Origin of the sequence: Acinetobacter nematophilus (genome assembly GCF_026344175.1) — a bacterium.
Classification (GTDB): Bacteria; Pseudomonadota; Gammaproteobacteria; order Pseudomonadales; family Moraxellaceae; genus Acinetobacter; species Acinetobacter nematophilus.
On sequence record NZ_JAPKMY010000002.1, the window covers coordinates 34148 to 59212 of the forward strand.

19 protein-coding genes are annotated in these 25065 nt (G+C 38.1%); 15 read left to right on the top strand and 4 right to left on the bottom strand.

Features of this window, described 5'->3' with window-relative positions; all coding sequences use genetic code 11:
* Positions 1-78 precede the first annotated feature (78 nt).
* The 4 genes from OSH00_RS03890 to cas1f all read left to right on the top strand — a co-directional run bounded on the left by OSH00_RS03890 (position 79) and on the right by cas1f (position 3920).
* On the top strand, positions 79-435 hold the full coding sequence (locus OSH00_RS03890) for a hypothetical protein (protein WP_266129332.1): 357 nt from the start codon (positions 79-81) through the stop codon (positions 433-435).
* A 759-nt stretch (positions 436-1194) separates the two neighbouring features.
* Entirely contained in the window at positions 1195-1725 is a 531-nt protein-coding gene (locus OSH00_RS03895; RefSeq protein WP_266129333.1) for a hypothetical protein, read from the top strand.
* A 370-nt stretch (positions 1726-2095) separates the two neighbouring features.
* On the top strand, positions 2096-2311 hold the full coding sequence (locus tag OSH00_RS03900; RefSeq protein ID WP_196075457.1) for a cold-shock protein: 216 nt from the start codon (positions 2096-2098) through the stop codon (positions 2309-2311).
* Between the two features lie 709 nt (positions 2312-3020).
* Entirely contained in the window at positions 3021-3920 is a 900-nt protein-coding gene (gene cas1f, locus OSH00_RS03905) for a type I-F CRISPR-associated endonuclease Cas1f (RefSeq protein ID WP_266129334.1), read from the top strand.
* Positions 3921-3957: 37 nt separating this feature from the next.
* Here cas1f and OSH00_RS03910 read toward each other — a convergent pair whose 3' ends face one another.
* Complete coding sequence (locus tag OSH00_RS03910) at positions 3958-4206, bottom strand: hypothetical protein (RefSeq protein ID WP_266129335.1); 249 nt, start codon at positions 4204-4206, stop codon at positions 3958-3960.
* An 84-nt stretch (positions 4207-4290) separates the two neighbouring features.
* On the opposite strand from OSH00_RS03910, the gene OSH00_RS03915 reads away from it, so the two are divergent.
* The 3 genes from OSH00_RS03915 to OSH00_RS03925 all read left to right on the top strand — a co-directional run bounded on the left by OSH00_RS03915 (position 4291) and on the right by OSH00_RS03925 (position 8217).
* Positions 4291-6348, top strand: coding sequence for a TonB-dependent receptor domain-containing protein (locus OSH00_RS03915; RefSeq protein ID WP_266129336.1), 2058 nt, complete (start codon positions 4291-4293; stop codon positions 6346-6348).
* A 153-nt stretch (positions 6349-6501) separates the two neighbouring features.
* Positions 6502-7293, top strand: a complete 792-nt coding sequence (locus OSH00_RS03920; protein WP_266129337.1) for a helix-turn-helix domain-containing protein — start codon at positions 6502-6504, stop codon at positions 7291-7293.
* An 84-nt stretch (positions 7294-7377) separates the two neighbouring features.
* A complete protein-coding gene (locus OSH00_RS03925) occupies positions 7378-8217 on the top strand; it encodes a sterol desaturase family protein (protein WP_338150149.1) in 840 nt (279 codons plus the stop codon).
* A gap of 198 nt (positions 8218-8415) precedes the next feature.
* On the opposite strand, the gene OSH00_RS03930 is transcribed toward OSH00_RS03925, so the two are convergent.
* Positions 8416-10632 (bottom strand): TonB-dependent siderophore receptor, encoded by a 2217-nt coding sequence (locus OSH00_RS03930; RefSeq protein WP_266129339.1) that lies wholly within the window; start codon positions 10630-10632, stop codon positions 8416-8418.
* Between the two features lie 204 nt (positions 10633-10836).
* Positions 10837-11355 (bottom strand): sigma-70 family RNA polymerase sigma factor, encoded by a 519-nt coding sequence (locus OSH00_RS03935; RefSeq protein WP_266129340.1) that lies wholly within the window; start codon positions 11353-11355, stop codon positions 10837-10839.
* Positions 11356-11612: 257 nt separating this feature from the next.
* Here OSH00_RS03935 and OSH00_RS03940 point away from each other — a divergent pair, with 257 nt between their 5' ends.
* The 8 genes from OSH00_RS03940 (at position 11613) to OSH00_RS03975 (ending at position 24328) form a co-directional block, all read left to right on the top strand.
* Positions 11613-12821, top strand: coding sequence for an efflux RND transporter periplasmic adaptor subunit (locus OSH00_RS03940; protein WP_266129341.1), 1209 nt, complete (start codon positions 11613-11615; stop codon positions 12819-12821).
* A gap of 3 nt (positions 12822-12824) precedes the next feature.
* Positions 12825-15920 carry a multidrug efflux RND transporter permease subunit gene (locus OSH00_RS03945; RefSeq protein ID WP_266129342.1) on the top strand — a complete coding sequence of 1032 codons (3096 nt, stop codon included), beginning with the start codon at positions 12825-12827 and terminating at the stop codon, positions 15918-15920.
* Positions 15917-19021, top strand: coding sequence for an efflux RND transporter permease subunit (locus tag OSH00_RS03950; RefSeq protein ID WP_266129343.1), 3105 nt, complete (start codon positions 15917-15919; stop codon positions 19019-19021). Before OSH00_RS03945 ends, OSH00_RS03950 begins: the two co-directional genes overlap by 4 nt.
* Positions 19022-19031: 10 nt before the next feature.
* The gene (locus tag OSH00_RS03955; protein WP_266129344.1) at positions 19032-20429 is read left to right on the top strand and encodes an efflux transporter outer membrane subunit; all 1398 of its coding nucleotides are present in this window, start codon (positions 19032-19034) and stop codon (positions 20427-20429) included.
* 536 nt (positions 20430-20965) lie between these two features.
* Positions 20966-21157 (top strand): hypothetical protein, encoded by a 192-nt coding sequence (locus OSH00_RS03960; protein WP_266129345.1) that lies wholly within the window; start codon positions 20966-20968, stop codon positions 21155-21157.
* 312 nt (positions 21158-21469) lie between these two features.
* The gene (locus tag OSH00_RS03965) at positions 21470-22789 is read left to right on the top strand and encodes an NCS2 family permease (RefSeq protein ID WP_266129346.1); all 1320 of its coding nucleotides are present in this window, start codon (positions 21470-21472) and stop codon (positions 22787-22789) included.
* A gap of 121 nt (positions 22790-22910) precedes the next feature.
* Entirely contained in the window at positions 22911-23912 is a 1002-nt protein-coding gene (locus OSH00_RS03970) for an adenosine deaminase (protein WP_266129347.1), read from the top strand.
* Between the two features lie 68 nt (positions 23913-23980).
* Entirely contained in the window at positions 23981-24328 is a 348-nt protein-coding gene (locus OSH00_RS03975) for a hypothetical protein (protein WP_266129348.1), read from the top strand.
* A 91-nt stretch (positions 24329-24419) separates the two neighbouring features.
* Here the strand turns inward: OSH00_RS03975 and OSH00_RS03980 are convergent, their stop codons facing one another.
* Entirely contained in the window at positions 24420-24971 is a 552-nt protein-coding gene (locus OSH00_RS03980; RefSeq protein ID WP_005029516.1) for a cytochrome b, read from the bottom strand.
* Positions 24972-25065 lie beyond the last annotated feature (94 nt).

Here is a 25065-nt window from a genome sequence, read left to right on the forward strand (position 1 = left end):
TAGGGCAAAATTTATTTCAAATTGGTGATTGTGTATATTACCACTGTCTAGACCTCGCATTGCGGGGTTTTGTTTTATATGGATGCAATAGAAATGAAATGGATATTACCGTTCACCCTTACAATATTATCTACATCAAGTTTTGCTTATAAAACCACTGATTATTCAGGTAAATGTTTTACGGTTGATGAGAAAAAAGCGGAATCGTGTTCAATTCAAAGAGGGGTAAGCTCTGGTGGTGGTTTTGTATATTTAGAACTTGGTCAAAAAGAATATTTGATTGAACAATCGACCAGTTGTGGGGGTAATTGTAAGCCTTACTTAGGTACAACTCCTGAAGATGTTCTTCCCGCTAAAAGATACAAGAAAGGTCAATGGGACTGTTACAAACAAGAGTCAGGTAAGATAAACATTTGTTATGCTATATCTAAATAAATTTCATCATCCACAAAGCCCATCCTTACTGTCTGAGGATGTTGATCATCACTACCAGTCAATTTGATTGAATCCAACACCTCGATCAACTTTACAAATCCAAATACCATAGGAAGCAATTACTGACGCGATTATTTAATATCATTTGCATTAAGTTTCCCCATAATATTTGCCTATTTATTACTTAATTTAAGATCTCTTTGCATGGCATAAAAACACATGATGTAAGTTTTTTAAAGCTTTAAGTTATATTGAGTTAATCATGTCAGATTTAAAACGTTATTTAGTTTAAAAATGTAATACTTGAATAAGTGTGATTAAAATAAAGATATTGTGATTTTAGTCTCACTATGTTTTTTATTAAGTTTTATTTTTTACTTAATTGATGGATTGGTTTTAATTTAATTCATTTGTTGATAATAAAGTGGTCGTTTTGTGTATTTTATTTGAGTACGATTGTTGGAATTTATCACCATAAATACGTATTTTATTGAGATTTGTGTTTAATTCATAATAATTAGGTCCTTAATATGTCATATTGTAATTCAATATTATCTTTTTAAATGCTTTGAAAAAGATATTGATCAATACTGGCGGGGTTTTGAATGATTTTTAAATTTATTCGATGCTTTTTATTTTATACAAACTGTTCTTAAAAATATAACAAATAGTAATGTTGGAGGAAAACAATTGCTCTAGGATGGTTATCGTTGAATGATTAATTGAATTAATATTTTTTATCAAACTAGAGGATTAAATATGTCAAATTCTAATATAGATAATGAAGTTGTTCAAAATATGAGTAAAGAGCAACGTAAACAATTAAATGCCGATCCTATTTCCGGTGAGCCAGGTGCACATCCCATTGGTACTGGTGTCGGAGCAGCAGGTGGAGCGGCCAGTGGAGCAGCCATTGGGGCTGTTGGGGGACCCGTCGGTGTTGCAGTTGGTGGTGTAGTTGGTGCAGTTGTGGGAGGATTAGCAGGGAAAAGCATTTCTGAGGCTGTTAATCCAACAGACGAAGATGTCTATTGGCGTGAAACTTATAATACTCGCCCATACTACAAAGAAACAATTAACCTATATGATGATGTGGATTACGATCGTGATTATCGTGACGCATACCATTTAGGGTACACTTCTAGAAGCAATTACCCTTATGAAACAAAGTTTGAAGAAGTTGAAGCGGATTTAAAACTTCAATGGGAAAAGACTAAAAGAGAGTCTCGGTTAAAATGGGAAGAAGCAAAACATGCGGTTAAAGATGCATGGGATAGAGTAACGCGCTAACCCATGGTAAAAATAGCCCCATATTATTTTATTGGGGCTATTTTTTGCTGGTTAAATCATATTTCTTCGTTTTGCTTAAATTTAACTAATGTTTTTAGACGGTTATCTTGCTATATTGATAAATTAAAAACATTTATATCATATTTTATAGATAGAGCTAATATAATTATAAGGAAACTTGATCATTTTGTTGTTTTGAGATATTGTGAGCATAACTAGAAAAAGTCATGTTTGGTAAATTTTCTCTAAGTACCGCAGTTTTAGTAATAATTCTTCGTTTTTTCAGATTTTAAGCTCCATTCTTTATTATTTCGATGTTACATATAGTCTGTAAAATGGCTTAAATTTTTTTAAATGAGTAGGTTTTATTATGTCAAACGCTAAAATTGTTAAAGGTACTGTGAAGTGGTTCAATGAGACTAAAGGATTCGGATTCATTCAACCAGAATCAGGTCCTGATGTTTTTGCACACTTTAGTGAAATTACAAGCTCTGGTTTCAAAACTCTTGTAGAAGGTCAAGCCGTTGAGTTCAGTATTTCGCAAGGTCAAAAAGGACCAACTGCTGTTAATATTGTAGCTTTATAATCGTTAAAAAGTTAAAAAAGCATTTTTAATGCTTTTTTAACCTGTTTTTATTTTAATACTTATAATTTTTTGCCTATTTTTTTATTGGCTTATTTGTGTTTAAACATAATATCAGTGTAAAAGAACAATTCGAAATCAAATACGCTATTGAGGCTACAGTTGATCATAACTTTGCAATTACTCAATGTCATTCAAATTTAAAATATTACACCTGATGATGAGGATATACATCCAAGTTTTAAATGTCATTTCAAAGACTTGTAAGGTGTTTATACTTTTTTTTTAAGTTAGCTTAGATTTCTATAGCTGTAAAAAATCGATGTTTGTGACTCACATAACTGATGATATAAATTTGTTTGATGTTAAATCATCAATTATTTTAATTGTTGTTTATAGGACTTGTTGCTGAAGTATATTTTTTGCTAGTTTTTGAATAATTTTAAGCTATTTTAAACAATTGGCTTGCAATGTTCAGCTTTGACTGGTGTAATCCGTTTATTAGATTTGATCAAAAAGTATAAAATAATTTCTATAAAAAACAGAGATTCAATAAAGAAAAATTTTGAAAAATAGCCTATAGTTGAATAAATCAGCAATTCATCTAAAAGATTCATATTGAAATATTTCTAAAAAATTGTTGCTGAAAAACTTTATATCAAGTGAGTTAGCAGATAAACGAAAAATCTTATTTGTAAGAAGAGTATAACACATGGAACAACTCAATCCCTCTGATTTAAAAGCAATATTACATTCAAAACGCGCAAATCTTTATTACTTAGAACATGCACGTGTAATGCAAAAAGATGGTCGTGTTTTATATCTTACCGAAGCGAAAAATGAAAATCAGTATTGGAATATTCCGATTGCCAATACGACAGTTATTTTATTGGGAACTGGTACATCAATCACGCAAGCTGCAATGCGAATGCTATGTAGTGCAGGGGTTTTGGTTGGTTTTTGTGGTGGTGGTGGTACGCCATTATTTTCAGGCAGTGAAGTTGAGTGGTTAACACCGCAAAGTGAATATCGCCCAACTGAATATATGCAAGGCTGGATGAGTTTTTGGTTTGATGAGAAGAAACGCTTAGAGGTTGCAAAACAGTTTCAGGTTGCACGGATTGAGTACATTCGTAAAATTTGGGCAAAAGATCGGGATTTACAGGCGGAAGGCTTTTATTTAGATGATCAGGATATTCAACAAGCTTTAAGTGGTTTTGAAAAGAAGATTCCCAATACGTCTAAAGTTGGTGATTTACTTCTCGCTGAAGCTCAGACTACCAAGCAGTTTTATAAAATCGCTGCGACACGCTGTAAGGTTAAATTTGAGCGAAATCCTGAACATGGTGATTTGGCGAATGATTTTTTAAATCATGGTAATTATTTAGCATATGGTCTTAGTGCAACCACACTTTGGGTTTTAGGTATCAGTCATTCATTTGCAGTCATGCACGGAAAAACACGTCGTGGTGCTTTGGTATTTGATGTCGCAGATTTGATTAAAGATGCTGTGGTTTTACCGTGGGCTTTTATTTGTGCAAAAGAAGGCTGTAAGGAGCAAGACTTTAGAGCCTTGTTATTACAGAAATTTACGGAGCATAAAGCAGCTTAGAAATCCACAGCGATTTTTTGAGCATCTGTTAATGAGTTCAGTGCCACATAGGCAGCTTAGAAAAAAGTCCTGCACGTATTAAAAATTTTTTCTGTTGTTCACTGCCGAGTAGGCAGCTTAGAAATTGTACCCAATGTGCTGGAATGGAAGCTATTGGTTTACTACTACCTAAAAGCTTAAAAACCTTTAATTTTCTAAGCTCAAATTTAGAAATCAAAAAATTATCTGAATAATTTTTAAAGCAAAAAAGGTGATTTTTATAAATATAAATGATAATTACTTTCATTATTAATTGCATTTGACTGATTGGTAAAATACAATGTGCAACAATTCTTCCACAATTTCTCCGTAATTTAAGTTGCGTATTAACATGAATAAACAATTAACACTTCAAGTATTATCTCTCTCCATACTCTCAGCAATGTCAATTTCAACATATGCAAACGAGACTTCAGAAGACTCTTCCAAGCTTAAAACAATAGTCGTTACAGCAAGCAGTCAGGCTGTAGACGTGAAAGAGGCACCAGCCAGTATTAGTGTGATTACCAGTGAAGATATAGAAAAGCAACCAGTGGGTAGTCTTGGAGAACTGCTAAGTAAAGTACCAGGGGTTACAGGTGGAATTAGCCCTAGTAAAGAAGGGTCTAAAATTAAACTACGTGGTTTACCAGATAATTACACATTGATTCTTGTAGACGGCAAGCGCATTGGTTCTTCGCGTGATGTAAGTTATCGGCCAGATTTGGGGCGTCAAGATCTAAACTGGATTACACCAGATATGATTGAAAGAATTGAAGTTGTACGTGGGCCAATGTCTTCATTATATGGTTCAGATGCTATGGGTGGAGTCATTAATATCATCACCAAAAAAATCCCAAGTATTTGGGGTGGTAATGTCACGTTAAATTATACTCAACCTACAACGTCTTCTAATTTAGGTACGACTTTACAAACAGGTGTAATGGCTGCAGGCCCATTAACAGATACACTGGGTTTACGATTAACCGCAGGAATGACTGAACGAGAAGCAGATAAAAAGTATAAAGCCGGTGATGGTACAACAGGTTCTAAGGATCAAAACTATAATGCAATGTTGCACTATCAACCAACAGATAAACAGTCATTTAGTTTTGAAGCAGGACATAGTATTCAAAAGAATGAGAAAGGTTCACAAATTAATCAAACGACGGGTGCAGAACAAGCTACAAGTTGGGGTGCTTCAGAATTAGAACACAATACATTCAGTATTTCACATGAAGGTGACTGGGCAATTGGTAAATCTAAATTAAATGCTTATTACAATGATTATGACTCGAGTGTAGGTGAAATGACCACTAAATCAAATGAAATGATTGTTGAAGGCAGTTTAACCATGCCATTTGAAGCGGTGTTTAAGCAAGCTTTAACAGTTGGCGGTCAGTGGAAACGACAGGAATTAACCAATTCAGATACCATAGGAACATTGCCTGGTGGGAGTTGGGATGGCAAAAGCTATACGGATCCAAAAGTTGATAATAAGAGTTGGGCATTATTCTTTGAAGATAATATTTCACTCTTAGAGAATTTGACCTTCACTGTCGGTAATCGTTTAGATCATGATGACAAATATGGAACTCACCATAGTCCGCGAGGATATTTAGTTTATAGTCCGATAGATGATCTTGTCATTAAAGGTGGGGTAGCAAAAGGTTTTCGAGCACCCACGGTAAAAGAGTCATCTCCAGGCGCTGCGACTGAATCTGGTGGTAATGGATGTAATGGTTTAAGAGGTAAAACTTGGTATGATAAAGAGAATAATCCACATGTTTATACAGGTGGTAGTTGCTTTATGACTGGTAATCCAAATCTTAAACCAGAAGAAAGTACAAACTATGAGATTGGTGTGAACTACACTGGCTTTGGAACAGACTTAGGATTGACATTCTTCCATACAGATTTTAAAAATAAAATTACTTATTTACCATTAGGTTATGAAAATGGTACTTGGTTTACGCGTAATGAAAATATACAAAGTGCTGTAACACGTGGCATCGAAATGGTTGCAAATTTTCCAGTTCTTGATAATTTAAAATGGAATAATAATGCAACCTATTTCTTAAAAGCGAAGAATGAAGATACGGGTGCAACTTTAATCAATACGTCGAAACTAACAATAAATTCAGCATTGAATTGGCAAGCATCAGATCCGCTCAATGTGGAATTGTCTGCACAATATTTAGGCAAGCAATATTTAAGTGATAAAGCTGCGACGCCAACAATGCAAAAACCGCATACGATTGTAAACTTAGCCAGTAACTATAGAGTAAATGATAAATTGACGCTTCGTGGTGGTTTGACTAACTTATTAGATAAGAAACTTTCGAATGGTTCAGATACTTATTTGGTTGAACGCCAAAAGATATTTGTGGGTGCAACTTATAAATTCTAGTCTATACATTGAGTTTAGTGCAGTCTGTCTAGCAATACATAGATAAAACCACCTTCGGGTGGTTTTTTAAACCGGTGCTTATAAGCGGAGAATAAATACTTATAATCATATGGAATATATTTAAATGATCGATTTAATAAGGCGAAAAACTGGGTGAAGAAAAGCGATATATCTTCTAAATACTGGCTGGGAAAAATCTCAATTGGCTATGGTATTGGGTATTTTGAAGGTAATGTTGGCGACAATGATTTACACTGTCATCATGCACATCAATTAAGTTTTGCAAAAAATGTAGGGCAATACATTCAGGTCAGTGATGGGGAACACTGTTTGTTCAGCAGTGGTGTATATATTGCGGCAAACACCTTGCACTATTTACAGCCGGGAATCTATTGTTCTATTTATATTGATCAAACACATTTTCTTGCTGATGCTATTCATCAATTCCTACGACCCAACTCATCTATGACACCTTTGTCTGAAGATTTAGTTGCAATGCTTCGAGAGTCTTTTATCGAACAACATCATCACTTCAATGCTTTTCAAAAGCTCTTAAATTACTGTAGAGGGGGTAATTTCAAACAACCCACGATAAGAGAACAACAACTTTCAAACTATCTACAGTTGAGCGAACAGCAAGATTTAACGCTGAAACAAATTGCTGAGCAATTCAATCTCTCAGAAAGTCGTTTTAGTCATTGGTTCAGTGAAAACTTTGGTATTTCTTATCGAAGCTATCGCAAATGGTTAAGGCTATTAAAAACCTTTCAATCGATTGATTCTCAAACCAACTTAACGGAAATATCCCATCACTCCCATTTTTCTGATCAAGCTCACTTTAGTCGAACATGCAAGCAGATGTTTGGTATTCAGCCTTCACTGTTAAAATTCATTCCATCGATCGAACAAATTCCGATGTGGCAGCCTTCAAATCCCAAACTTTAAATGAAATCTAGCTGTTTCATTCAATTCTTCGTTGCTTCCAATCCGCATACTCAAATGACATTTTATGTGGAAAGGAGTGATGAATTGAATAACTTGTTAAAGATGTCATTCAGATATTTATTTTACCCAGTTTGGATGGCTTTGACTGTGTGGGTTATGGTTTTGATCTTGTCTGGACAGTTTGCATATTGGCCAAGTTCGATCTTATTTATTGTGTTGAGTGGACTGATAATCGCTTTAGCTGAATATTATTCCCCTTATCAACCGAACTGGTTAGAGGCACATCAAGATGCATTGACCGATGTTTTACATGCCATTTTTAATTTAATTTTGATTGTCTCTGTGTCCAAAATAATTGAGCTTTTAGACATATTTAGATTTTTTCCACGGATCTGGCCAGGTCAATGGTCGTGGTTTTGGCAACTCATGCTTGTGGCTTTGGTGATCGACTTTGGATTATGGCTGATGCATCGTTTTAGTCATCGTTATAAATTTCTTTGGAAATTACACGCAATTCACCACCATTCTAGTCGGCTGTATTGGTTGAATGCTGAAAAAAGGCACCCGCTGAGTGCATTGATACTGGCAGGGCCAAGCCTCATTATTCTCTCACTTTTGGGTGTTCCAAGTATATTGATTGGCTGTTGGATGATGTTTATGGCAGTACACTTGTTTTTTCAACATGCCAATGTGGACTATCGAGTTGGGGCTTTAAAATATATTTTTGCAGTTGCTGAAGTGCATCGTATTCATCATAAACATGGGTATGGCAGGAAAAATTTTGGTGAAGTATTTATCTTCTGGGATATTATTTTTGGAAGCTTCTATTATGAAAAGCAAAAGATTAAACCAGATCAAGTAGGTGTACGTAGCCCAATTCCAAATGAATATCTGGCGCAATTAAAATGGCCTTTTCAAAAGTAGTCAGACAGATGTCTAGTTTAGAGCAAATTAAACTCATTGCTTTTCTGGTAGTCAAATTTAGTACTGACTAAAAGGACTGTTATTTTATAAGCATAAAGTGGTCATCATGACCACTTTATAGTTTTATTTTAAAGCTTAAACACATCACTAGATTGAATTTATTTAGGCATGGGTTTAATCATAAATTTAAAAACAGAATTACCAACTGTAGCGAACACCTACATTAAAGTTTGTTGGTGCACCATAATAACTATTGGTTGTCGCTAAATGATATTTTTCATTCAATAGATTATTCACATTGAGATTGACCAGCAACTTTTCATTGATTTTATAACGTGCCATCAAATCAACGAGTGTGTAACTGTCTTGAGTAAAGCGTGTATTTACAGGGCGAGTCACATCTGAATAAATATCACTTTGCCAACGTAGACTGCCACCCACTGTCAGTGCTTTATCAAAATAAGGCAGGGTGTAAGTGGTAAAGATTTTTGCCGTATTATTGGGGATATTGGTATTTATGGCGTTGTCTTTATTATCCTTTGATAGATTACGAGTGAAACTTCCTGAAACTTGCCATAACTCTGTCAGTTTTCCAGTTGCTTCTAGTTCAAAACCTCTACTTTCTGTACCTGATTCAGCGCGATAAGCTTGCGAGCCATCTGGCGCAAAAACGCCATCGACAGCAATGGCTTTATTGTCTTCTTTGGTTTGATAAACAGCAGCACCAATATTGAATTGATTGTCGAAGAACTCTCCTTTGATTCCAAGCTCAGTGCTATTCCCAATAAGTGGATCTAAATAGTCACCAGACACTGTTTTTCTGTCTTGTGGAGAAAAGATACTGGTATAACTGGCATAAGTGGTCCATTGCTCAGTCAGATCATAAGTCAGCCCAATATAAGGAATCACTTCACCGGTTTCTTTACGTGATGTTGTTTCGGTCGTGTTTGTGGCATTGTCATGATTTTTAGTCACACGCTTCCAATCTTCAATACGTGTCCCCAAGATAATCGCAGCTTTGTCTGAAGGTTTTAATCGAACAGCACCAAATATGGAGCGACTACTGTCATCACCACTGTACCAGCCATCAGTCATTGTCTCTGGGCGATTAGGATTATGCCCATCCCAGGTAAAAATATTGTCTAGATTGCCATCCCAAGACATTCCATTATTCCAACCTGAATATGTTGGGCGTTGATTGTCACTTTTAGTATAGGTTGTACCCACCACCACATCATGAGTTTGGTTAAACAGATCAAATGAACCATTTAAGGTTAAATTGAATAGATTCTGTGTAGGTTGATAATCCCAGCGTGTCGCATAAATTAAAGCACCAGCACCCGTTTGTTTATCGATTCCTGAGCTAAAAGCATAGCCGACAACCTCATCAGAAGATGTTTTAGTTCGAGAAAGCGTTCCTTTCAGTTTCCAGTTGTCATTAAATTTATGTTCAATATCTGCAAAATAACCTGTTGTTGTACGGTCTGAATAAGCCCAGTCAGCCGCTGCCGAATCAGAACGTGACCAATTGATCAGTGATCCATCTTTATAGTATGAAGGTAAGCCTCCACGTGCGATACCTGTAATATCAATTTGTTGATGGCTGATACCGAAACTTGCTTTGGTTCGATCAGTCAGATCAGCTTCAAGTACACCATATGCAACTTTGCGTTCTTGTGCATAACGATCGATATAAGAGTCACCATCTTGGTAAGCCAATACAGCACGACCACGAATACTTCCTGATTGATTTAGTGGTGATGAAACATCAATATCGGTACGATATGTGTCCCATGAGCCAGCACTTGCACTCACAGAAGCCTTAAAATTCTGTAATGGTTTTTTTCTAACCATATTGATACTGGCACTTGCTGAACCTGCGCCTGTCATTAAACCATTGGCACCACGTACAATTTCGATACGGTCAAAAAGCGCAGTATCTTGGCTTTGAAAGATACTTGAATAAGAGTTCAGGAGTTTCACACCATCCAGTAAATAATTGTCTACGCTTTGACCACGAGCATAAATTGGTGTGTTATCGGAGCCGATATTACCGCCTTGATTGATGGTTAAACCTGCAGCTTGAGTGACCACATCTGTTAACTGGGTGAGATTTTGATCTTCCATTTGTTGGCGAGTAATCACACTCACCAATTGAGGTGTTTCTTTTAAGCTTAGGGCTAATCCTGTGGATGCAGTTGTTGCTTTCGCCGTATACAGACCTGTTTCTTCAGTTGTTAATGTGTCACTGTTAGCGGCAGTGACTGTAATAGTAGGAAGTTGTTCAGAATTTTTCTGCAGATTCTCAGTACTGTCTGACGCTGCAAATAGTGATCCATTGACCAAAATAGATCCACCCCAAAGTACAGTTCGAATTGCCACGGACAGGGCGTGTTTAGCTTGATGTTCCTTCATTTGATTCTCATCTGAGTCATATTTATCTATTAGTCGTTTTATGTGAAAAAAAAGCTCAAATTTTTCTAATTTTTTTGTCTTTAGATAAATGTGGAATAAAGATAGAAAGTTTATTTTGTTTATTATTTTATATAAATCAAATGTTTGTTTTGTTGTTAACCAGTTTTATTTAATCGAGAAAATTTTAATCGGGTCGCGATATTTCTAATTCAAGGTATTGTCATAGGTTTTAGAACAAGCGCTAAATGCCTGCTTCATGTCTCTTTTTACTGTGGCTTGCGAAATATTGAGTTGTTGACCAATTGCACGATAGGTCATTCCTTCTAGCTGAGATAATAAAAAAACCTGTGCAACCCGATTGGGAAGTTTTTCAAGGGTTTGTTGGACCTGAATCAAAGTTTCGCGCATGCAGATTTGATGTTCAGTCGAAGGATAATCATCTTGAGGGATGGAGGGGAGTGTCTCTAAATAGGCGCGTTCAATGTGTTGATGCCGCCAATGATCAATGATGACATGTTTGGCTATGCCCAATAGCCATGCTTTGGGTTCTTTGATTTCTTCAAAACGATAGTTGCTTTTTAATGCACGATAAAAAACTTCTTGGCTTAAGTCTTCTGAAGCGTGGTGATTACGGAGCTTATGCTTAAACCATAAAACCAAACTATTTTGATGGTCTTGATAAATATGGTTTAACCATTGCTGTTTTTCTACATTCAAATTCATTGAAGTTGCCTGTTGAATCAGCGAATAGAACAAAGTTTGTTGGGTGGATATAACTAGTGAAAATAATGATAGTGATAATGATTATTAAATGCAATAATAAGCATTACAAAAAGCAACATGTAGTATTGAACTGATTTAAATCAAGTTTCATCAAGTGAATGGATGGAATGAGCATTGATTTTTAGTGAATTGTCACTTTATTCGGTTTGATCTTTGTAAATATCGCGAATTCTGCGACTGTCTGAATAAGAGTTTTTATGAGTAATCCAATAGTCAATATAAGCCCCCAAAAGAGTTCACTTCCGCATAAGTTTAAATATTTAATTGGATTAATCATTCTCATTGGCTTGGCGCTCGCAGGTTTTTATTGGAAAAAATCGATGACTCAACCTGCAGAGGAATACAGTCAGTGGAGCAAACCTGTTCCTGTAAGAACTGTACCTGTGCAACAACAAAATCTACAACTTGAAATTAAAGCCATAGGAACGGTAATTCCTGCACATACAGTCAATGTTCAAAGTCAAGTTTCTGGCGTGCTGCAGCAAATTTATTTTAAAGAAGGTCAATGGGTAAAAAGAGGCGAGCTACTTGTACAATTGGATCCTGCACCGTTTCAAGTTGCATTGGCACAGGCGCAGGGCACTCAGCAGCAAAATTTAGCGCAATTGCAAAATGCAGAAACAGAGTTAAAACGTTATCAATTACTGTTTAAGCAAGACTCGATTGCAAAACAGCAAGTTGAACAACAACAAGCATTGGTGAATCAGCTCAAAGGGCAAATACAATCAAACAAAGCCCAAGTTGATGCTGCCAAATTACAACTATCTTATACACGGATTTATTCACCGATTGCAGGACGAGTAGGCTTTAGGCAAAAAGATGCGGGTAACTTAATTCAGGCCAATGAAGCCACAGGTTTGGTCACAATCACTCAAGTTCACCCCATTTATGTGCAATTTGCAGTTGCTGAAAATTACTTGATGGGTCTGCGTGATACCTTGAAAGAAGGGCAACGCATCGAAGTCAGTGCATGGGACAAAAGTGAACAAAATAAATTAGCAACTGGTCATGTGCAATCACTGGATAATCAGATTGATGTCAGCACGGGGACATTAAAGTTAAAAGCAGTGTTTAACAATCAAGATGATGCTTTATTTCCAAATCAATTTGTCAATGTGCGTTTGAATACTCACACAATTCAGAATGCCATCACGATTCCAAATGATGCTGTGCAACATGGGGCTAAAGGAACCTATGTGTATGTCATTAATCCACAAAATAAAGCCGAAATTCGTATGTTAAAGCTGGGGATGGCTTCAAACGGTCAAATTGAAGTGAAAGAGGGCTTAACAGCAAAAGAGCAGGTGGTTTTAGAAGGGATTGATCGACTATCTGAAGGAAAGGAAGTTCAAGTTGTTTCGGAACAGCGCCAACAATTTTCAAACGTGGACGCAACTCAGAGATAAATCATGAATATTTCACGATTCTTTATTTTACGTCCAGTTGCTACCACGCTGTTAATGTTGGCCATGTTATTGAGTGGTTTCTTGATTTGGCGCTTACTTCCTGTGTCTGCTTTACCACAAGTCGATTATCCGATTATTCAGGTATATACCTTTCAACCCGGTGCAAACCCCGATACGGTGCAAAGAACCATTACCGCACCGCTTGAACGTGAAATGGGGAAAATTGCAGGGTTGAAACAGATGTCATCCAGCAGTTCTGTTGGTGCGTCGGTAATTACTTTACAGTTTGAACTCAGTGCGGAATTGGGTGTAGTTGAACAAGAAGTGCAGTCCGCACTCAGTACAGCCAGTAATAAGTTACCCAGTGATCTGCCCACACCGCCTGTGTATCGCAAGGTCAATCCTGCCGATGTGCCTGTGATTACTCTGGCCATTAGTTCGGATACTTTACCTTTAACAACAGTCTATGACATGGTTGATACACGTGTTGCTCAGAAACTTTCACAACTGACTGGTGTGGGAATGGTCAGTCTTGCAGGTGGGCAAAGGCCAGCAATACGAATACAAATGAATCCTGCAGCGCTTGCTTCTTATAAAATGAGTGCAGAACAAGTACGGACTGCTATTCAGTCAGCCAATGCCAATCAACCCAAAGGTAGTTTTGATGGTCCTTATCGCACCACAATGTTGGATGCCAATGATCAGATTCGCTCAATTCACGATTATGAAAATTTAATTTTACGTTGGAATAACGGCGCACCGATACGTTTAAAAGATGTGGCGAAAGTCATAGAAGGTAGTGAAGATCGTTATATGGCAGCTTGGGCAGACAGCCAGTCAGCGATTTTGGTGAATGTTCAACGCCAACCCAATGCCAACGTGATTCAGGTTGCGGATCAAATCAAACAGATATTGCCTGAATTACAAAAGAATTTACCTGAAAACGTTAAAATTCGGGTTTTAACAGATCGTACGGAAAGTATTCGAAGCTCTATTCGAGATGTACAAAAAGAATTGGTTTTTGCTGTTTGTCTTGTGGTCATGGTGACTTTTCTGTTTTTAAAGAATTTATCTGCAACCATTATTCCAAGTATAGCTGTACCACTTTCAATTATTGGTACTTTCGTGGTGATGTATTTTCTAGGTTTCTCTGTTAATAATCTGACCTTAATGGCACTGACGATTGCGACTGGTTTTGTGGTCGACGATGCGATTGTAATGCTGGAAAATATTGCACGACACCGAGAGTCCGGTGAAAGTCTATTACAAGCGGCATTGAAAGGTGCTCGAGAAATTGGCTTTACTCTTATATCTTTGACAGTTTCATTGATCGCAGTGCTGATTCCATTGCTGTTTATGGGGGATGTCGTTGGGCGCTTATTCCATGAATTTGCAGTCACTTTGGCAGCAGCCATTGCAATTTCTTTGGTGGTGTCTTTAACCTTGACACCGATGATGTGTGCCTATTTACTCAAAAATACGCAACATTCAACCTCAAAAAAAACTTGGGGTTTAGATCAAGTTATTGATTATTATGCCAAAGGATTGAATTGGGTCTTTCGACATCAAACGCTAACCTTAGTCGTGATGGTAAGTACGATATTGTTGGCAGGATTCTTATATTGGGCAATTCCCAAAGGATTTTTCCCAGTGCAGGACAGTGGGGTGATTCAAGTCGTGACTGAAGCACCAGATGATATTTCATTCCAAGCCATGAGTGAACGTCAGCAAAAACTTGCCAGTCAAATTCTCAAAGATCCTGCGGTTGAAAGTTTATCTTCATTTATTGGGGTGGATGCCAATAACCCGAAACTCAGTAATGGGCGTATTTTAATCAATCTAAAGTCACATGCTGAGCGTGATGATGCTGATCAGGTCATGTCCCGATTACGTGAAAAAATGAGCCAAATTGGTGGGATTCAGGGATGGATGCAACCTGTACAGGAGTTGAGTATTGAAGACAAAATCAGTCGGACTCAATATCAACTCAGCTTAAGTGCAACACAAGCCTCAGACTTAGAAAAATGGACGCCTCTATTGGTAGATGCATTGGCACAACGGCCTGAATTTGCAGATGTAACCAGTGCGGGCAGTGGACAAGGTTTGCAGGCATTTATTGAGGTCAATCGAGATGCTGCATCTCGTTTAGGTTTAAGCGTTGAAGATATTAGTTTGGCCTTACAGAATCTATTTGCCCAACGTCAGATTGCAACACTGTATACCCAGTCAAACCAGTATCGTATTGTCTTGGAGCTCAATCCTGATTTGACACAAGGTCTGGATCATTTAGGGCAAACTTATATTCATAATCGTAATGGTGACCCCATATTACTCAGTACTGTTGCTACGATCGTTCAAAAAAGAGTACCGATTATTTTACAACAACAAGCACAATTTCCTGCCAATGGTGTGTCTTTTAATCTTGCTTCAGGTGTCGCATTGGGAGATGCAATTAAAACCATCCATGAAGTAGAGCGACAGCTCAATTTGCCTATCGATGTGAAGTTGAAATTACAGGGTGCAGCAGCAGCATTTGAAAATGCCCAACAACATACATTTTGGTTGGTTATCGCCGCAATTGTCACGATGTATATTGTTTTGGGAATTTTATATGAAAGTTTTATTCATCCCATTACCATTCTTTCAACATTACCCTCTGCTGCGATTGGGGCTTTAGTGGCTTTGTTTTTGGTACAGCGACCGTTGGATATGATTGCATTGATTGGCATCATTTTATTAATTGGTCTGGTCAAGAAGAATGGCATCATGATGGTCGATTTTGCTTTAGCTGCGCAGAGGAATGATGGTTTGACACCGCAGCAGGCGATTTATCAAGCAGCACTAATGCGCTTTCGTCCGATTTTAATGACCACGCTTGCAGCATTGGTTGGAGCAATCCCGCTCATATTGGCTTCGGGCGCTGGTGCAGAATTACGTCAACCACTCGGCATTGTGATGGTCGGTGGCTTGATTGTCAGTCAGTTACTCACTTTATTTACAACACCTGTGGTTTATTTATTCTTTGATCGACTGCAACAATCCTTATCGAAATCTGAGTCTTCGGCAATGATGGCAAATGAAGTCAGGAGAGAATCTTGAAGGTGCTCTCAAACTTTATTCATCGACCTGTTGCCAGCATGTTATTGGGTATAGCAATTGTATTGTTGGGCATATTGGCTTATTTCCGTTTGCCAGTAGCAGCATTACCACAAGCTGATATCCCAACGATCGTTGTGCGAGCCAGTTTACCTGGAGCAAGTCCAGAAAGTATGTCCGCAACAGTGGCAACACCTTTGGAACGAGCCATGATGGGAGTATCTGGGGTTAAAGCCATTAACTCTTCGAGCAGTCAAGGTTCAAGCCAAGTGGTTTTACATTTTGCTTTGGAAACTGACATTAATGAAGCTGCTCGAGAAGTACAAGCAGCGATTAATGCTGCAATGTCGCAGCTTCCTTCAGGTATGCCAAGCCCACCAGAATATTTTAAAATTAATCCAAGTCAAAGTCCGATTCTTTATTTGGCATTGAGTTCAAAGCATTTATCTGCTGGAAAACTCTATGAGATTGCTGCGAATCAGTTGCAGCCGAATCTTGCTCAAGTCAGTGGTGTCGGTGAAGTTACCATTGATGGTGCTTCTATGCCTGCGGTGAGAGTGACACTTCACCCGAATGCTTTGATTGCTCAAGGGATTTCTTTGGAGCAAGTTCGTGAAGCGATTGTTCAGGCAAATCGGACACAGGCTTTGGGAGTCATTGAGACTGAAAAATTACGATGGCAAGTCGCACTTTCAAATGATTTAAAAACCGCACAAGATTTTGCTGATTTGGTGGTTTATCGAAATGCGCAGACTTTGGTTCATTTAAAAGACGTTGCAGAGGTACAAGACTCCGTTGAAAATCGGTATGTTAGTGGTTTTCATAATGGTCAACCTGCAGTGATCATTAAAATCAGCCGTCAACCCAATGCCAATACAGTTGCGACCATAGAAAAAATAAAAGAAAAGATACCTGAATTAAATGCCTTGATTGCTGCGGACGCTCGGCTCATCACAGTGATGGATGGATCAGAGATTATCCGAGCCAGTCTTGATGAAGCACGTGATACTTTATTATTTTCCATGTTTTTGGTGATCATCGTCGTCGCATTGATGTTGGGACGTTTACAAAGTGCCATTGTACCCAGTATTGCCTTGGTGGTGACTTTGATTGGCGCATGCAGCTTGATTTATCTCGCAGGTTTTTCACTGAATAATTTGTCGATCATGGCTGTGATTGTGGCAATCGGACTGGTTGTGGACGATGCCATTGTCGTCTTGGAAAATATTGAGCGTCATATTGAACTAGGTGAGCAGCCTGTTCAAGCCGCGATCAAAGGTATAAGCGAAGTTGGTGCGACCTTGGTGGCAATGAATTTAGCTTTGGTGGTGATTTTTATTTCCGTACTATTTATGGGTGGTGTGATTGAACGATTGTTTAGAGAGTTCTCTTTAACGTTAGTCTTTATTGTCATTTTATCTGTGATGATTTCTTTGGTTCTAACCCCCAGTTTATCTGCCCGGACACTTAAACCCCTTAAAAGTTATCAGCATCAAACTTTGTACCAGTTTAGCCATCGTACAACGCAATATTTAACTCAGCTCTATTTACGCTCCTTAAAATGGATGATTGGACATGCCTATATTGCAATTCTATTGTGGATAGGGGCGATTGGTGCATCCGCATATCTTTATCAGAATTTGTCGAAACGGGTCTTGCCAGAGCAAGATACAGGTCGTGTAGATGCCTTCATACGTGGTGATGACGGGTTCTCTTTTCAGATTATGCAGCCGAAAATTGCCAGTTTCAGTCAAAGTGTACTAAAAGACCCAGCCGTAAAAGATGTTATTGGTACTTCAGGGGGAGCAGGAGGAACCACGAACTCATTTCTCATGGTGAGTTTAAAACCTAAAGCCGAGCGTGGTGGAAAATCTTCACATGAAATTGTTGAGCGACTGAAACAAAATGCACCTTGGCAAGCGGGAGCAATCTTCTCCGCACGCGTAAAGCAGGAGTTAGAGCTGGATGATCCATTTTCAAGTGGAAGTGGGCAAGATTATATGTTGCTCCTGCAATCTGACAATGTTGCCTTATTACGCCAATGGGTCCCCAAAGTTGCGCAGGCCATGCAGAAACTTCCTGAACTTGAGGAAGTTGAAACCATGGGAGATGAAGGCGCTCAACATGTCACATTGGATATAGACCGTGAAGCTGCACGACGTTTGGGCGTAGAGATTGAAAATATATCGAGTGTATTAAACAACTCATTTTCACAGCGCCAAATTTCAACCATTTATGATCAAAATCAACAATTTCATGTGGTAATGGAAGTCGATAAGCATTTTACTGAGCATCCAGAGACTTTGACCAATGTCCGTATACCGAATCAACAGGGTGCATCGGTACCATTGAGTAATTTTGCAACATGGTCATATGGGATAAGCAATGATCGAGTATATCGCCGTAATCAGTTCGCAGCGATGGGGATCGGTTATGTGGTGAAACAAGGTTACAGTTATGAACAGGCAGATGCTGCGATACGATCTGTTTTGCCTGAAGTGATGTTGCCTAATGAAATATTTATGACCACAGACAAAGATGTAGAAGCAGAAAGTTTACAAGGTGGTTTAGGTACGACATGGTTGATTTTTCTGGTGATACTATTAATTTATATTCTATTGGGCATCACTTATGAGAGTGTGGTTCATCCATTGACAATCTTATCTACCATACCTGCTGTGGCATTGGGTGCTTTACTGACACTTTGGATATTTAATTTTCAATTTACCCTCATTGCGCTTTTAGGCATGTTTTTGTTGATTGGCATAGTGGTCAAGAATGCCATTCTTTTAATTGATTTTACTTTGCTTGAGCGACGTAAAGGGAAATCAGCACATCAAGCTGTACTGTCAGCTGCAGCCTTACGTTTTCGTCCGATTTTAATGACCAATACCGCCGCGCTGTTTGGTGCGATTCCTTTGGCATTGAGTTGGGCAGAGGGGGCAGAGTTACGCCAACCTTTAGGTGTTGTGATTGTGGGTGGTTTAGCACTGGGGCAGCTATTCACTTTATATACCACGCCTATTTTATATTTAGCTTTGGAAAAATGCGCAGATTTTTGTGCAAGATTGAAACGTAGCCATGCAGTTCAGTCAGGTCATTAGGAACACTAAAATGCAAAATGTAATCAAAAAAAATGTGATGAGCCTAAGCTGCATGTTGTTACTGACCGCATGTCAATCAACGAAAGTATGGCATCCGCCTCAATACCGAATGCCAATCATTCAAGCGGATCAGCACTACAAATATTCCAATTTAAACTGGAAAGAAACTGCGAATTTAAAAATACAGCCAAATGCATGGTGGGAGATATATCAGGATTCAACTTTGAATCAATTGTTGCAGCAGCTCAATCTTGAAAATTTAGATTTAAAACAGGCAGAAGCTCGATATTTGCAAGCTGCCGCATTACTTGATCAACAATATGCGCAAGGTTCAGCAAATTTAACCGTGAACAGTGGGGTTAATCGTCAAGGAACAAAGCAAAGCTCTACAACAAACCAATGGTCTATGGCTATTCAAGCCAGTTGGATTCCTGATCTATGGGGAAGAGTTGCAAAAGCGATTGAAGGACAAAATGCAAATCTGGCAGCTTCCCAAGCAGACTTAGATGCTGTAAAACTCAATCAGCAATTACTGGCAACACAGGCCTATTGGAATATCAGGATATTGGATGCACAGTTGGCGGTATTACAGCAAACCCAAAAAAGTTATTCACGATCTGTCCAGATTCTGAATAATCAATATCTGGCAGGAATGATTGCACGAGCAGATGTGATTCAGGCAGAAACACAGCGCAAACAAGTGGATCTTCAGCGGATTGAAATGCAACGTGATCGTGATTTACAGGAAAATATTTTAGCAATACTACAGGGGAAAGCAGTTTCTCAATTTCAATTACCTCAGCAACAGCAAACGTTTCAAACACCTGTTTTACCCATACAAATCCCCAGCCGTTTATTAATTCAGCGTCCAGACGTCATACGTGCTGAACGAGAACTCGCAGCCACACATGCTGAACTTGGTTTAGCGCAAACAGCTTGGTTGCCTGATATAAGCATTGGTATCAATGGCTCTGTCAATGCACAAACATTGAGTCAATTATTCCAAGCACCGCAGTATTTATGGTCAACAGGATTACAGGCGACATCCATGATCTTTGATGGTGGTAAACGCCAAGCTGAAATTGACCTCGCTCAAGCTCGTTATGCTGAAAAAACCGCCGCTTATAAACAGACTGTTTTAAACGGATGGAAGGAAGTTGAAGATGCACTGCTACAATCTGCCAGTTTTAGGCAACAGCAAAATGAACAAAGTCGTTTATTTGAATTAGCAAGAGAAAATGAACAAGTGGTTACCCGCCGTTATCAAGCAGGTTTGGTAAGCTATTTAGAGGTGGTTACGGCACAAAATTTGAGATTGCAAACAGAACAAGCAAATTTAACGTTAAAACAACGACAGTTAAATAATACTGCTCAATTGATTGCTGCATTAGGTGGACAATTGAATTAAATTGAGTGTAGTAAGATTGGAGGCTAAAAAGTATAAACTACGCATGCAGTATTCAAGATAATATTGTTAACTGATCAAAGCGAATAGATAATTTTTAACTTAAAATGCTCATTTATAGAATTAAATCAATCGTGATATTTTCGTTATAAATTCACGGATTTTGTATTTTATTGCTGAATTCTAGATGATGATTTCAGATGTAGTGATGTGAATGGCGTCTTGAAATAGATGTATTCAAGAGAGATTTGCCATTTCTTACTTCGACTCAAACAAAGTAAATTAAGCCAGCATTGATTTGCTTTACGCATGTGATGAGCGATGGATATGTATTCTCTATTTTGCTAAGAATTTATTTTAATCGCATGATCAATCTTACTTAAATAGTGTGATTTGACTGTTTTAGACTCTAAAAATGCACTATTCAAGTGCGAGAATAACTGCAATGTATATTTATTCATTATTTGCCGCAAAAGTGCTACTCAGGTCACAAAATACATGTATAATTGCGCAAATTTATCACTTGACCTGATTAAAACATGGTAAAACTTATAACTTTGACAGTCTTTATTGGCATTATACTTCTTGGTTATTTTACCTATGTTGATTCACAACAAAGAAAACAGCAAGAAATGTTGAATATCATTAAAGAGGCAAATTTAACCATTAAAAATGTTGAAGCTAATCCTAACAATCAAAGTGTCTTTAAAGGTAATCATTCATCGATTTAATCTTGATGATAACTAGACAGGTGCTTAAAAATTATCAGTTCCGATGAAATGAACGGATAGGATGTTCAGTTTGATAAAATTACATAAACAGTATGATATAATTTGCAAAATGTAACCGACCAAGTCCGTTTAAACATTCTAGAACACTAAAGCTGCGCATTCGCAGCTTTTTTAATTCAAGTTTTTTTATCGGAAATGTCATTTTGGTATGTTTATTGAATGCTTAACTACGGCTAAATTGATGCCATGTATCATTTTCTAAATCAGCTCGATTTTATCAACGAATAGCTCAAACATAACAGGGGCTCAACAATGACGAATCCAAATCCTTCAGCGGGTTTGCTCGAACGCTTATTTAAACTAAGCGAAAACAAAACTACGTTTAGAACTGAAATACTTGCAGGTTTAACAACGTTTTTAACGATGTGTTATATCATCATTGTTAACCCATTGATCCTGTCTGAAACAGGTATGGACCATGGTGCAGTATTTGTCGCAACATGTTTGGCGGCTGCAATTGGTTGTTTGGTCATGGGGGTGGTGGCAAACTATCCAATTGCACTTGCACCTGGTATGGGGTTGAATGCGTATTTTACCTATTCAGTCTGCTTAGGTATGGGGGTTGAGTGGCAAACAGCTTTGGCTGCTGTATTCGTTTCTGGATTGGTATTCATTGCAATCAGTATGTTTAAAATCCGTGAAGCCATTGTAAATGCCATTCCAATGTCATTGAAATTTGCAATAGGGGGTGGCATTGGTTTATTCCTTGCACTGGTTGCATTGAAAAACTCAGGGATTATTGTTGCAAATCAAGCAACGCTTGTGGGTTTAGGTGATTTAAAACAGCCAACTGTTTTATTGACTTTATTGGGTTTTTTCCTGACCGTCATTATGCATCACTATAAAGTTCGTGGTGCAATTATTATCAGCATTTTAGCAGTGACAGGAATTGCGACAGCACTCGGCTTAAACGAATTTAAGGGTGTTGTGGGCACGATTCCCTCAATTGCACCAACTTTCATGCAAATGAATTTTGAAAATTTATTTACAGCAAGTTTGGTGGGCGTCATCTTTGTATTTTTCTTGGTTGATTTATTCGATTCAACGGGGACATTGGTGGGTGTTTCACATCGTGCCGGTTTATTGAAAGATGGTAAATTGCCACGTTTGAAAAAAGCATTATTTGCTGACTCAACTGCAATTGTTGCAGGTGCAGCTTTAGGTACCTCTTCAACAACGCCTTATATTGAGTCATCAGCAGGCGTTGCCGCAGGTGGTCGTACAGGTTTAACAGCGGTTGTTGTGGGTCTATTGTTCCTTGCATGTTTATTCTTGGCACCGCTTGCTCAATCTGTTCCTGGTTTTGCAACAGCACCAGCATTGTTATTCGTCGGTGTATTGATGATCCAGGGGATTACCAATATTGAGTGGGATGATATTACTGAAGCTGTTCCTGCATTTTTAACCATCGTATTTATGCCATTCGCTTATTCAATTGCAGATGGTATTGCAATGGGATTCATCAGTTACGCATTGGTTAAATTGTTTACAGGTAAAGCCAAGACTGTTCCTTATATGGTGTGGATTATTGCTGTACTTTGGGTAATTAAATTCGTTGCATTTGGTGGTTAATATCCAGAAATGTGGAGAGGGTGTAAACTCAAGTTTGCACCCTTTTTTATTGTAATATGTAGATTTAAGTCCAATGTATTTGGATATTTTTGATTCAATTTAAGAAATTTGAGGATACCACGTGAATAGGTTAGAACTCATCCGTGCTTTGCCAAAGGCGGAACTCCATGTACATATTGAAGGCACGTTTGAGCCGGAACTCATGTTTGCGATTGCTCAGCGTAATCAGATTGATATTCCTTATAAATCAGTAGAGGAAGTGAAACAGGCGTATAACTTTCATAACCTACAATCATTTCTTGATATTTATTATGCGGGCGCAAATGTACTGGTTAAAGAACAGGATTTCTACGATTTGGCGTGGGCGTATTTTGAAAAGTGTGCAGAAGATCGTGTGGTGCATACCGAAATGTTTTTTGATCCACAGACACATACCGACCGTGGTGTTGCATTTGCAACGGTGATCAATGGACTACAGCGTGCATGTGATGATGCAAAAATTAAACTCGGAATTAGTTCACATCTGATTATGTGCTTCTTGCGTCATTTAAGTGAAGATGCAGCATTTGAAACCTTGCAGCAGGCACTGCCATATAAAGATCAAATTATCGCTGTGGGTTTGGATTCAAGTGAAGTTGGGCATCCGCCTGCTAAATTTGAACGTGTTTTTGCCAAAGCGCGTGAAGCTGGCTTTTTGGTTGTAGCACATGCAGGAGAAGAAGGTCCAGCAGCGTATGTGTGGGAAGCTTTGGACTTACTCAAGGTCAATCGTATCGATCATGGGGTGCGTTCTGAGGAAGACCCTGTGCTCATGCAACGTTTAATTGCTGAAAAAATGCCTTTGACTGTTTGCCCGCTCAGTAATCTGAAGTTATGTGTGGTCAATGATATGGCGCAGCATAATATCCAACGTCTATTAGAGCAGGGTGTTCATGTGACTGTGAATTCAGATGATCCATCTTATTTTGGTGGTTATATGAATGATAACTTTATATCAATTGCAGAAGCTTTGGATTTATCGAATCAGGAATTAAAGCAATTGGCAAAAAACTCATTTGATGCTGCTTTTATTTCTGCTGAAGAAAAGCAAAATTGGAATCATCAAATAGATGCATTAAGCTAAGTCAAGGTATATCCTGTCCATATTAAAAACAGTGTGTGAGCACTGTTTTTTTTCATGAGGAAAATGATTTGAAACTTTTAACGGCATTGATGTTGATTTTACCCATCACTGTTGCTTGTGCGGATTCCAATAAAAGCATGGCGCAAAAGATGTTCAAGCCTTTGATAGAATTGCAATGTGCCAATGAATTAAAATCTTCAAAAATTTGGCAAGCTTCAGGATTTTTATGGTCAAGTATCCAGCAAGATCATGCTCAGGAAAAAATCTGTGGCTGTGTGAGTGACAATGCTTTAAATGATATTCCAACTACAGAATTGCTGAAGGCAACTGTGAGTGAAGAAGCCAAAGATCGCTTAGTTCAGAAAGCGGTGATGAATAGCTTGAAAGGCTGTGCAAAACAAGTTTTAAACTATTGATGAGAGGTTTAGATTGTCGATAAAAAAGCACATCAATTGGATATGCTTTTAATAGGAAATTTTTTAAGATCAAGTCATGCTGTCAAGATATTTAACCCTGACGCGTCATACTTTTTAGAACATTATCTTTATCAATGAAATGGTGTTTTAGCGCTGCAAGAATATGTCCGACCAACAATAAACCGGCTGCCCATGAAATATAAATATGTAATGGCTTCACAATGGCTGTTAAATCCGGGTTGTCTTGTACCAGTCGTGGAATCTCAAATAAATATAATACAGGAACAGGGTGGCCTGCACTCCAGCTAAATAAACAGCCGGTAATCGGCAAGGCTAAAAGCATGAAGTAAAGCCCTAAATGTCCCAAGTGAGCCAAAGTTTTCATCAACGGAGACATGGTTGCTGGGAGTTCTGGTACAGGATGGGTATAACGCCAGAAAATACGAATAATGACCAAGAAAATAATGACCGAAGCAATATTCTTGTGCAAAGTGATGACATCACCTTTGAATGGACCATCAACATCATAGCTTAAAAAATTACCACTATAAAAACCAATCACCCACGCTGTAATAAAAATAATTGCCATGACCCAATGTAACCACTGTGCCGTCCTTGTATAGTATTGTGATTTTTGTTGCATAATACAAATTCCAATTTAATTTGATGCTTATGATAGGGTGTTTATCCAAGAAAATCAGCGCTAAAAATTCAACGGATTGTTTTAAATTTGCAAC